This is a genomic window from Aerococcus viridans (assembly GCF_002871935.1).
Classification (GTDB): Bacteria; Bacillota; Bacilli; order Lactobacillales; family Aerococcaceae; genus Aerococcus; species Aerococcus viridans_B.
Genome location: NZ_PNHQ01000003.1, coordinates 125,909 through 138,163 on the forward strand (window position 1 = coordinate 125,909; position 12,255 = coordinate 138,163).

The window sequence follows — 12,255 nt, forward strand, 5'->3', positions numbered from 1 at the left end:
TTTGATTTATGATTTCTATCACGTTCAGCTTTCATTTGCTGATCAATTCTTGTTTGAAATAGGTCTTTACTTTTATTAGACATCAAAATATCCCTCAATCTCTTTAAATATTTCGACATAATCTGATTTTGTTACTGAATTCGCTGCTAGTTTTTGACTAACAAGCAACTTACTATGAATCTCAGGATTCTCAATACTCATTTTTAATAATTGAATCATTTCATCGAGTTGCATACGTTGGAATACAAGATTCGGATACATGAACTTTTGATTATGCGTTGTTTCATCAAAACTCACTATAACCATTTGATAATCAAAAGCAGATCGAACTGCATTTACTATTTCATTACCATAATTTAAATCTAAGAGCCAACCTACTTTTTCATATAAATTTCTGATTTTCTGCATGCTAGCGTTGGGATATAATTGAACATTTTCATAACGATTCAAGTTGGTTAATTTAGTGGACATTTCTGTTAGGGCTACTACATGGATTTTTAACTGCGGTAACCTTTGAACTATTTCTTCTAAATGTAATATTTGATCAGAATTTGTCGCAATGATCGCTTCATTTATCAAGTGCTCATTCTTTTTAAATGTATAAATGTATCCCAAATCATAGATAGGAATATCACTGTCACTTGAAACAAGTACTTTAAGGTGATCAGCGTATATTTTATCTGTCACAACAATCTGTTTGGTACTTGTTGAACCAGTTAAAATCATCTGCATATTACCAGGTATTTCACCCTTCGTATCTTCTTGCCAAATTAGGGTACTTTCCTTAGTTTCCTTACTATGCAACATAACTAGGAAAGGCAGTGCTAATGTATTATAGATGATATATGAAAGATTTACATCGTGTGCTCGTAGCGTATAAATGATAAAATCTATTTCTGTTTGGAATAATTGCATTCCATGCTCTTCCATTAAGATGTAAGTCTTAGTGTGATGGTTATAAATAATCTTTTCACGACCGTTACTATCGAAATAAGTAGTCGTCATCATACGTTGATCCTTTGTTAAAACTGTCTGCTTATAACGTATCCCTTGTTTATTATAGCCATCTATCCACCGTATATTTCCATGCTCATCAAACCATTCTACACGTTCTATAACTCTACTTTCACTTATTTTTGCAAAATGGATTTGTCCTCTTTTCTTATGATAGTCAATAATTTCACCTGATTGATTTGTCGCTGATATCTCCCAAAACTCTGGGACTGCAAGCTCATTAAAATAAAGTGGTTCACCGTCTAATGGATTATCTAGCCAAAGTTGATAAATACTTTGGACATCATCAGGCAAGAAACCATCATCTTGGCAAACAAAGGTCGGATAGGAAAATCCTGCTTTTATTAATGATTGGTGAAAATCTTTACTTAGTGAACTATAATCATTTAATAAATTAATCATCTAAAAGCTCCTTTACTAGGTTTTCCCACTTTTCTTGTACTTGATCTTCTAAAAATTTTCTTGCTAAATCATAAGATGCTTGTTGCATTTGTTGAATATCATTTTCGTAAAACCGCACCAATGCATCCGATAAATGTTGAATGTGTTTTTCATTATTAAAAATATCATCAAATGGTAAAAGATAGCCATTTTCTCCATCATTGATGAAAGTGATATTCCCATAGCGAACATTGAAACCTATTATTGGTAATCCAGAACCCACAGCCTCCATAAGGGTAAGCCCAAAGCCTTCACTTGTTGAAGCACTCAAATACAATTCATACTGCTTATATATATATTTTAAGTCAGCATGTCCTTTCAATTGAATGTAATCTGAAGCATCTAATTCTTCAATTAATTTTAGCAGTTTTTGTTTGCTACCCCCTTCACCGTAAATATCAAATGTTAATTGTGGTAGCGTTTCTTTTGCTTTTGCAACTGCTTTAATTAACCAATCAATATGTTTTTCTTCAGCTAATCTAGAGGCCGTTAGGATTGCATATGGCCTACGATGAGCAGTCGGTTTCACTAATTCTTCCAAAGCACCTACTGGAATAGTAAAAATCTTAGACATTGGCTTATTGTCTCGTACAAAATGTGTGTTTAAGAGATCTTTTTGTGTTTCGGTTGCTGTAATGAAAAAGTCCATCGCTTGGCGATTAGTGAATTGATACTCGTAATAATTATTCCACAATAAGTGCTTATCCGTGGAGCTTGATTCACTAAAATGCTCTGCATGTACAACTGTTCCAACCTTTGCAGTGCCTTTATTTTCTAGAACCGCTTGTGCAATATTCGTTGCCCGGTCTATGATGACAATATCATTGGCAGTAAGATTTAGTTGACGAATAAAATAACCGATGAATTTTTCCTTACTATAAAATATTTGATTATTGATTAAGAAAATCGACTCCGATTCATCAATAATTTCTTCTAACGCCGTTGTACCATCTTGGTTAAAAAATCTGCGTTGATATACAGTAGCTTTTTTCTCATGTGGTAGATAATACTCAGAAAATACTCTTGTAAATGAATAATAGTCTTTTCTTGTTAAAATACCATTTTGAACAAATTCTACCCTTTGTAGAAAGTCGTCTTCTTCGTTTGAGAGATAACCTGTACAATAATTTTGTTCCCCAGAAAAGTACCACCGATATATTTTTCCATTACGTTCTTCATTAATAATAGGTTGACGTATAGTTTGTTTGAAATCAGTAATTGTATAGGTTGTGGCTGCAATCGGGATATCTGAAAAATATTGATAAAGCCAAATAACTTCATCATCTTGAAAGCCGATATTCTCAGATAGATGTTGGATGTTCTCTCCAGTAAACATATCCGTAAAAATAAATTTTGCAGGTATTTTAGCGCGATTTAGTAATTTTGCACGGTAAGCTTGTGCATATTCAACACCACTACTTGCCCAACCTAAACCTTTGTTAATGTTATAAATTGTCATCTAATCTCTCCTATGAGAATTGTATTATCCATTCACCTTTCTGATTTCTTTCAAAATAAGATAAGGCTAAATGTTTTACCATGTTAGTATAAATATTTTCTCTCATTCTTTTAAAAGCACGAGTTGCTTCTTTTTCGTATTCTGTCATCACATTTCTTTGGGCTACTTGGCGACTGGTTACAATCTTCTTATATTGCTCCATGTAATCCACTTGCTCTATCCAACCTTCATCTATTGATTTTAAGACCGCTTTCTGTAAAAAGACTTCTAATAAATCTGGATCCGTTATTTCCAATTGCTTAGTATGTAATTGATCTGCGAAAATTTGATGCAATAGTTGCTTCACTTCATCTAAATTCTTCAAATCAACTTGGTTAATTTCCTCTGGTAGTTGATAGGATAGATGGTCAAAAATATACCGTTTTAACCTTTCTTTTGTTAAAGGATAGTTATTTCGCAGAAAAATATCAAAAGCCTCATCCACTTTAGTCCGGATCATTTCAAAGGATAATTTCCTATCTCCGTTGATAATTTGGCTTCGGTCCTGATAAATAATTTCTCTTTGTATACGTAAACTCTCATCAAATTCCATAGACATATGTCTGTTAGATCTTCCGGCTGAGTCACTAGCATCCTGGGCTAAATCAAAAATTCTTATCAGTTTCTTTTGACTTAAAGGACGATTACCTTGGTTATACTTATCAATACTTAACTGTTGCTCACTCCATTTAGTAATTAATTGGTCTTCTAATGAGCCAAAAAATTTACTTTTTCCTGGATCTCCCTGTCTTCCAGAACGTCCTCTCAATTGTAAATCGATTCTTTTACTTTCCATCCGTTCTGTCCCAATAACATATAATCCACCAATTTCTTTAACTTTGTTTCCTAACTTAATATCAGTTCCTCTACCTGCTATTGATGTTCCAATAGTGACTGCACCAAGCTGTCCAGCTTCTTTGATAATCATTGCTTCCTTAGGCAAGTTATAAGCATTTAATACATTATGTGGAATACCAATACTTAATAAAATATCTGAATACAATTTAGACATACCAACTGAACCTGTAGCTAATAGAATTGGCTGGCCAGTGGCATGAACACTATTTACCAAATCGATTACAGCAGTTACCTTTTCTTCCAAAGTCATAAAGAATTGATCAGGTTCATCAATTCTTGCTACTGGTTTATTAGTTGGTACAACGGTCACATTCAGTCCATAGGTTTCTTGAAATTCTGCTTCCGCAACTTTTGCAGTACCACTCATTCCAGCAATTTTTGGAAATCTTTTAAATAGATTTTGATAAGTAATAGAAGCCATCGCTCGTTGGTTAGCTGTTAATTCAACCTCTTCTTTAGCTTCAAGCGCTTGGTGGTACCCAGACTGTAATTTTGTGCCTTCCATTATTCGTCCGGTTTGTTCATTTAATAACTTTACTTCCCCTTTAGAAACAATATAGTTACGATTTTTTTCATATAAAAAATTAGCTCTTAAGGCTAAGAATACATGACGGTTTAGCTCTATATTTTTGGGGTCAAATAAATTATCTATTTTAAAATATCTTTCACAAGCTCTTATGCCTTTTTTAGTTAGCCAAACATTGTCCCTATCTTCATCAAATTGATAGTCAATATTTTCATCTAATGTCCGAATAAACTGATCGGTGATAATATATAAATTTGATTGCACACGTGGCATTCCTGAAATAACTAGAGGTGTTTGAGCGCCATCCAATAACACTTCATCTATCTCATCAATAATGACATAATCTATATTTCTTAGGTATTGGTCATCTTTACTAGCAGCCAGGTTTTCAAATAAATAATCAAACCCATAGCCCGCATGCGTCGTATAAATAATATCTGCATCATAAATCGCCCTTTTTTCTAAGGCGGTCAATTTATTGTCTTTACCAGTATCTTCTATAGCATTCGAAACAGATAAACCTAACCATTGAAAAACAGGACTCATTTCTTCATAATCACGTTTACTCAAGTAATCATTCGTCGTCACAATCATAGCGCCAGCACCATTTAAAGCATTTAGATACAAGGGAAGAGTTGCTGTTAAGGTCTTCCCTTCTCCTGTTTTCATTTCGGCGATTTCTCCTTGATGGAGAACAATTCCACCGAGTACCTGAACATCATAGGGGTAGTAACCTAAAACTCTCTTATCAGCTTCTCGTACCACTGCAAAAGCTTCAGGCAATATATCATCTAAGCTTTCTCCTGCCACTAGTCGCTCTTTAAATTGTGCTGTCTTAGCTTGTAATTTCCCATCACTCAAGTCTGCCATCTCTTTAGCTAAGTGATTAATTTGCTTTAAAATAGTGACATACTTCCTACGAACAGGTTGATTTAATCGCATTTTTTCACCTACCTCCACATTGTTTTATCCTAGCAATCTTTACCCATATCCAAAGGCATATAGGTACGTTTATAGAGAGGTAACATCAAATCATCTCTATCTGCTTGTCCATTTGTTAAAGAATATAGGTTAGGTGTTATTCCTTCTTCTTTTAAATCCTTCAATATTTGCCAGATATTTATATCTTTCTTTTCAACGAATAATAAATTTACTTGCTCCAATGATGAAAATTCTTTCACCAGCTCTTTAATTTCTTTTGTAATATATGTTTCACGACACTCAATACCGGTTGCTAATATAGAAATAGCTTGGTTCGAAAATCTACTATCTTCAATCTCAGTTATCACTCTGCCTGTAACAGGCTCTCTACCAGTTATCTGTATGTTTAAAAAATCTTTGTTTAAATCAATATGTTGAAGAGTATTTCGCCATAACTTTGCATTGTCTAATGTCTGAGTTTGCTTATCTTCTTCATAAAGAATTAGTTCTCTAAATATAAAATTATCCAGTCCAGCATTAATGAGCGTAATCTTATAAAATAAACATTGTGATGGTATAGAAAATTCAATTTGATTCAAATCATAAAACATCTCTTGAATTAGATCATGATGATAATTATAGAATGCTATCTTGATTTTTAACTTTCCTTCAACATTATTTGAAACTACAGCTTGTAAAGCATAGTGATTACCTGGTACCAAAGTCGGTAATTGAATTGGTTCGCGTGTTTCTTGGTAATGAACCCGTGAGGACCATTCGTGAATAACCTTTCCAGAAGGCATTAAAGTATTCTCCCAATACAGTAATTCTGAGTCGGTGCTATAGCGAATTTGGCTACCGTATAAAAAATCTTCTTGTCTTAATTGTCCCCACTTAATGATATTGATTGGTTTCCAGTTAGACATAATTCATCTCCCATTTATCCAATACTTATATTTAACCTTTTCAATTGTGCGAAAAACCATTGGTTGATACCAGGACTATTGTCATTATGTCGACCTACTAATCCTTTACTAATAATGTTGATTTCTTTTTCGCTGAGATAGTTTAATAAATCAAAATATGCCTGGCTGTCGTAATCATCCTGCATCATATAGGCTATGGCAATGGTGCTATCTTCTGGAAATTTCGCTTTTTCTAAATATGGTACAATTTTATTGTTTAACTTTTCGTAACGCTCTTCCTCTTGGTCAATGAACTTATTAACCAAATCTAATGAAGTTTCAAAGGCTTCTGGTCGGTGTAAAGGTACGTTCCTTGCAATATCGCCTAAATTAATTAATGGCTTACCCACTACGATTGCACGTGCTTCTAATCTAGCACCATAGTAAATAGCACCGTAAGTACCCATTGATAAACCAGAAATAACTAATTGTTTAGTAGAGAATGATAACAAATCTAAATAGGTTTGAATGACATGCTCAATCTTTTGCTCATATTCTGATGAACCCACATAGAAACATCCACCTTCCAAACGTGGATCACTTATTAATAGGAACGGTTTACCTAAATTCTTCATCATCCAATAACCTTCAAAACCTTCTGCAGTTCGATAGCCAGAGAAATAAACATTTAATGGTGGTTGTAGATCTCCTGGATTAAAGTAATAAAAGAATTCGTTTCGCTGGCTATCTCGACTAACTTGCCCACCTAACAACATTTCACCATATTGTTCGCGAGATTTCCGATAGTGAAGCGGACCAACTTTAATAGTACCTTGCCCTTTTACCTCAATAGATGCTGCTAAATAGGTAAACTGTTCAACATTCACATTGATATTGTGTGCCATTTCTGTTTGTGTAAAAGTACGACGTATTACTTCGCCTGCTGAGTCAATAAAATGTAAAACTAATCTCAAATCTATTTGATTATCAGCATCGTACTCTAACCACAAATCAGTCGTTGCATCACTTCCTAATCCTATATTGTACTTCCAATAAAGCAATTGAACGTAGTCACTTTGATTAATTTCACTAATTTCAACATAGTTATTGCCATTGTAGTAGATACTACAATTATCGACATGATTTACCACAATATTTTTCACATGCAATTTCGTGCCATTTTGGCCAATAAAAAAATCTTTTTTTACTGTAGCAATTACGCTTGTAATATCCTGCATATCAATGTAATGCACGAATAAATATTTAAATATAGGAAAATGATTAATGATAGTATCAGAAAGTTCCTGATTTACTAAAATGGTGTAGGGTTCTATATATTGCTGTAGATAAGAAAAATCAAAATTTGTGCCCAATTCAGAAATAATAACGACATCAAATGATGTTATTTTTTCCTGGTGATTCTCTTCTTCATTATCTTCATTTGCGTTTAAAACAACATGTAGCTTCTCTTGCTGTACATCCACATCATCACAAACATTGATATAATACCAAATTAAACCATCTTCATTCCGTGATTCCCAACGCTCTCTACCAATTTGTAAAATATGTAGCTTTTTATCCATCTATTCAATCTCCAAGTATTTTGCCCATTTTTTCACTAGTTGTTCACTATTGTTTTCTGCAATCTTTTCTATCGCAAAAACTAACGAACGATTCCAGTTTTTCAAAGTATCTAGATAATAATGAATGGCTAGTGGCAGGTCTTCAATAGACTGAATAATATAACCATTTTCTTCATGTTTTACATACGGTGTTTCTCGTTGATTGATTTGAGGGATTCCTGCACTAATGCTCGCAATTTGAGTATAAAGATGTGGGTTTTCACTTAAATCAATTACTAATCTAACAGTTGAAAATGAAGAAATGACTGTCAACTCTTCTCTTACTTGTCTGAACACAAAATATTCTTCATCTTCTGTTTCAATATTCAGTGCATTTATCTTTTCATTAAACGATTCTTCGCTGATAAATCTATTATTTAAAGTTTTCACAAATTTTACTATCTCAGAATTTTGGTCATTCTGTTCGTTATAGCTAGCAAATATCACTCGAATATCTTTATTACGTTGAATTTCTTTGAACAGCAATTCTCCAATTTTATATATTAAGTCCTTTTGAATGTTATCGATATTTACCCATATATTTAATTCTTTAACTTCTTGACTAACACCTAAATTCAATCGACTATCATATGGCGAAATTATAGCAGTTGGTACTTGATCAGTTAACGGCGCTACATTTTTTAAAATACTGTCAGAATCGGCAACAAAAAAATCAATACCTTTAACGTTCTCATAATCTATATAGGACTCATCATTATTTCTTTCAGAAAAAAATGACAAAACTTTTTTTCCTGGTATTTCATTATCTAAAAAGTATCGATTATGCTCGTTACTAGCAGCTATGACGACTACATCTTCTGCTGTAAATTCTTTGATTTTTATATTCAAAACTGCTTCTATGAGTGAGGATTTAGAAGCAAAAAATCGTTGTTTTAATTTTCCTTGTATCTTAGCATTTTCAAATATTTCAAAGGTACCCTCTTCTACAAAATATATAAATTGTTTTTCACCTAATAAATTTAGGAAAGTAGTAGATATGTGTTCACCTTGTTCATATATTTGAATACTAGATATAAAACCCCTATCATCAATAACATATCTTCTATATATAAGGCCTTCTTCAAAATGATCAATCCATAACACGTTCCCTGCTTCATTAAAGTAAATCTTTGCATACATGGCATTAGCGTTCATCGCTACAATAACATATGGTGTGGTGATAAATTGAATATCCTTAGGCCAATTTAATTCCTTATAATTAAAAGGTTGGATGGTACTCAATTTCTCTTGTTCAATTCCTTGTAACTGATCAAAAAGAGACCAGCATGAAATATTTAATAATTGTTGTCGATTTAAAAAGGTTCTTAAGTTTGGTAGATAATTTAATACTAATAAATTAGTTGACAATGATTGGGCAGCAAACATTCTACTTTGATTCACAGTATCATCAAATTCAATTTCTTTAGAAAGATATTGCCAAGGTAGCGATAATTTTTCTTGATACCATGCTGGTATAAAGTAATACATCTCCATACTCCTTTCTACAAGATTGACGCATATTGCCCTCTTATATACACAGTTTGAATCTCTTGAATAATTGTGGCTACTATTGATACCAAAATAACAACATTCGCAACCAAGGTACTTACTTCGCTTAACGAGGGTTCTAATAATCCAATAATCCAAGGTACGGTCGTTGCTATAGTCAGCCAAGTTGCACCAACGAAAGCCATTCCCCCAACCTTTTTTGTTAGATAATCGTAAGTAGGTTTGCCACTGGGTACATTAGCAATATAATCTCCAGATTTTTGTAAATCCTCAGCTAGATCTCTGGGACTAATATTAACGAAAGCAAAACCTATACCTAATCCAAATATTAAACAAGCATAAGTAATTACACCCAATGGATCACTCATCTGTAAGTGTAAAATTAAATATTGCAATACTTTATTATTGGGAATGATAAGTGTGAGCGCTTGAAATAAATATTGCGGTAAGCTCATTACTGTTAAAGCGTACATAATGGGCAATCCTCCAGCCGGATTAAGCTTTATGGGTAAATAAGAGTCATTTGCAAACTGACCACTAAGTGTTATACGGTGTAAAGGAACACGTTGTTCAGACAGTTCAACAAATATTGAGGTAATAAATATAAAAACTATCCAACAACCTAAAAATAGTAGAAACTGTAGTTGCACTTCAGAAAACATTGTGCTATCTAAATAAAATAGCTCTTTTATAAAATCAACCCATTTAAGAATAATACCCGCTAAAATAATAATAGTTGTATTACCGAATCCAAATAATGCATTTTGATTACCTAGCCATATTAAAAAAAAAGTACCTGAAACTGAAAATAAACAAGTAGCCATTAAGACTAACCAATAATTATTTAAAAAACTTATTTGTTGATTAAATTGCACATTCGATAAAATACCAAGACTTTGAATAATAGCAATAATCAGTGTAAGTATACTTTTCCATCTATCTACTATCCTAGTTGGCATTTTACGTTCATCAATGAAATCACCTAGAGTGATAAAACGCCATAAAATCATCATAGACATGTATGGACCAATACCTAAAACAAAAACAGAAAGATTAGCTATATCTCCTCCTGTAGCCATACTAATTGCCTCAAAAAAATGAGAATTATTTACTGACTGTTCTACATCTACTAAAGGTAATGGAATATTCCTTCCTATAATAAAGATGGTTAAAATGATTAAAGTAAAAGTTATTCGAGTACTTAGCATACCCTGATTGATTGTGTGTCTTTTATTATTCATTAAAAACTTCCTCTATAGAATATTTGCTAATCTCTTTCTTTCTCCAATTATTAAAAAGAAAATAACTCATTATATATTTTACTAGAAATTATTCGAAATCGAATGTCAGTTTCTCGTTTGAAACACTTTGAAATGAAATCATTCTTATAGTTTTATTTAAGTAATTTATATTTCATCAAATTAACAAAAATTATGGCTCTACAATATATAGAACTGATGACTTTTTATCATCAGTCCTATTGGATAAAGAGCCAAAATGATAATTCATCACAGTAAAAAAGTGCTAGAGACTATCTTTCAATATTCTCTAGCACTTTTAATATACTTAAGCAGCTTTTATCATTTTTCAATCTTTGAAACTAAAAACCTTTACGGAAATAACTTATTTTTCATCTTTTTTCTTTTTAGTAAATAAACCGCCCAATCCGAGTGCTGTTAATAATGCACCAATATTTGAAAAACCATTAAACATTGATCCAGTATTCGGTAATACTCCACTCGTATCAAGTAAGTCATCAGCTTCATTTTCTGCACGATGGATTTCAGATTCAATCGCTTCTTCAAGTGATTCGGATGCACTCATTGAAGTTAATTCAGACGTAGACAATGACTCTGAAGTAGCTTCTGAAATTGACTCAGATTCACTCACTGATGCACTTGTTGATACTGACTCAGACGCACTTACTGAAGCAGATTCAGATGCGCTTGTTGATGCTGACTCAGATGGACTTACTGACGCTGATTCAGATGCGCTTACTGATACTGACTCAGATGCACTTACTGACGCTGATTCAGATGCGCTTGTTGACGCTGATTCAGACGCACTTGTTGAAGCTGACTCAGATGCGCTTACTGACGCTGATTCAGATTCGCTTACTGAAGATGACTCAGATGCACTTACTGACGCTGATTCAGATGCGCTTGTTGACGCTGATTCAGACGCACTTGTTGAAGCTGACTCAGATGCGCTTACTGACGCTGATTCAGATTCGCTTACTGAAGATGACTCAGATGCACTTGTTGATACTGACTCAGACGCACTTACTGAAGATGATTCAGATGCGCTTGTTGATGCTGACTCAGATGCAGATTCAGATGCGCTTACTGATGCTGATTCAGATGCTGACTCAGACGCACTTAATGATGCTGATTCAGATGCGCTTGTTGAAGCTGACTCAGATGCGCTTGTTGATGCTGATTCAGATGCTGACTCAGACGCACTTAATGATGCTGATTCAGATGCTGACTCAGACGCACTTACTGATGCTGACTCAGATGCAGATTCAGACGCAGACTCAGACGCACTTAATGATGTTGATTCAGATGCGCTTGTTGATGCTGACTCAGATGCAGATTCAGATGCTGACTCAGACGCACTTAATGATGCTGATTCAGATGCGCTTGTTGAAGCTGATTCAGATGCGCTTGTTGAAGCTGACTCAGATGCGCTTGTTGATGCTGATTCAGATGCTGACTCAGACGCACTTAATGATGCTGATTCAGATGCACTTACTGACGCTGACTCAGATGCGCTTACTGACGCAGATTCAGATGCTGACTCAGACGCACTTACTGATGCTGATTCAGATGCGCTTGCTGACTCAGATGCGCTTACTGATGCTGATTCAGATGCGCTTGTTGAAGCTGACTCAGATGCAGACTCAGATGCGCTTACTGATGCTGATTCAGATGCGCTTGTTGAAGCTGACTCAGATGCAGA

Annotated in this window: 8 protein-coding genes; all 8 read right to left on the reverse strand. The window is 33.9% G+C overall.

Going from position 1 to position 12,255, the window contains the following annotated elements; genetic code table 11:
- Positions 1–75: 75 nt before the first annotated feature.
- On the reverse strand, positions 76–1,416 hold the full coding sequence (gene gtfB / locus CJ191_RS02195) for an accessory Sec system glycosylation chaperone GtfB (protein WP_070468317.1): 1,341 nt from the start codon (positions 1,414–1,416) through the stop codon (positions 76–78).
- A complete protein-coding gene (gene gtfA / locus CJ191_RS02200; RefSeq protein WP_070468315.1) occupies positions 1,409–2,914 on the reverse strand; it encodes an accessory Sec system glycosyltransferase GtfA in 1,506 nt (501 codons plus the stop codon). Before gtfA ends, gtfB begins: the two co-directional genes overlap by 8 nt.
- 10 nt (positions 2,915–2,924) lie before the next feature.
- Positions 2,925–5,279 carry an accessory Sec system translocase SecA2 gene (gene secA2, locus CJ191_RS02205; protein WP_102198852.1) on the reverse strand — a complete coding sequence of 785 codons (2,355 nt, stop codon included), beginning with the start codon at positions 5,277–5,279 and terminating at the stop codon, positions 2,925–2,927.
- Positions 5,280–5,308: 29 nt separating this feature from the next.
- Positions 5,309–6,184, reverse strand: coding sequence for an accessory Sec system protein Asp3 (gene asp3, locus CJ191_RS02210; RefSeq protein WP_070468312.1), 876 nt, complete (start codon positions 6,182–6,184; stop codon positions 5,309–5,311).
- A gap of 14 nt (positions 6,185–6,198) precedes the next feature.
- The gene (gene asp2, locus CJ191_RS02215) at positions 6,199–7,746 is read right to left on the reverse strand and encodes an accessory Sec system protein Asp2 (protein WP_102198853.1); all 1,548 of its coding nucleotides are present in this window, start codon (positions 7,744–7,746) and stop codon (positions 6,199–6,201) included.
- Positions 7,747–9,273, reverse strand: coding sequence for an accessory Sec system protein Asp1 (gene asp1, locus CJ191_RS02220; protein WP_180960915.1), 1,527 nt, complete (start codon positions 9,271–9,273; stop codon positions 7,747–7,749). It abuts the gene before it with no gap.
- A gap of 14 nt (positions 9,274–9,287) precedes the next feature.
- The gene (gene secY2 / locus CJ191_RS02225) at positions 9,288–10,535 is read right to left on the reverse strand and encodes an accessory Sec system protein translocase subunit SecY2 (RefSeq protein WP_102198855.1); all 1,248 of its coding nucleotides are present in this window, start codon (positions 10,533–10,535) and stop codon (positions 9,288–9,290) included.
- Between the two features lie 382 nt (positions 10,536–10,917).
- Positions 10,918–11,118 (reverse strand): LPXTG cell wall anchor domain-containing protein, encoded by a 201-nt coding sequence (locus tag CJ191_RS09320; protein WP_308409771.1) that lies wholly within the window; start codon positions 11,116–11,118, stop codon positions 10,918–10,920.
- Positions 11,119–12,255: the final 1,137 nt, after the last annotated feature.

Bases quoted from the DNA above. Each gene is read 5' to 3' on its own strand.
- gtfB (WP_070468317.1), bottom strand. From the start codon at position 1,416: ATGATTAATTTATTAAATGATTATAGTTCACTAAGTAAAGATTTTCAC.
- gtfA (WP_070468315.1), bottom strand. From the start codon at position 2,914: ATGACAATTTATAACATTAACAAAGGTTTAGGTTGGGCAAGTAGTGGT.
- secA2 (WP_102198852.1), bottom strand. From the start codon at position 5,279: ATGCGATTAAATCAACCTGTTCGTAGGAAGTATGTCACTATTTTAAAG.
- asp3 (WP_070468312.1), bottom strand. From the start codon at position 6,184: ATGTCTAACTGGAAACCAATCAATATCATTAAGTGGGGACAATTAAGA.
- asp2 (WP_102198853.1), bottom strand. From the start codon at position 7,746: ATGGATAAAAAGCTACATATTTTACAAATTGGTAGAGAGCGTTGGGAA.
- asp1 (WP_180960915.1), bottom strand. From the start codon at position 9,273: ATGTATTACTTTATACCAGCATGGTATCAAGAAAAATTATCGCTACCT.
- secY2 (WP_102198855.1), bottom strand. From the start codon at position 10,535: ATGAATAATAAAAGACACACAATCAATCAGGGTATGCTAAGTACTCGA.
- CJ191_RS09320 (WP_308409771.1), bottom strand. From the start codon at position 11,118: ATGAGTGCATCCGAATCACTTGAAGAAGCGATTGAATCTGAAATCCAT.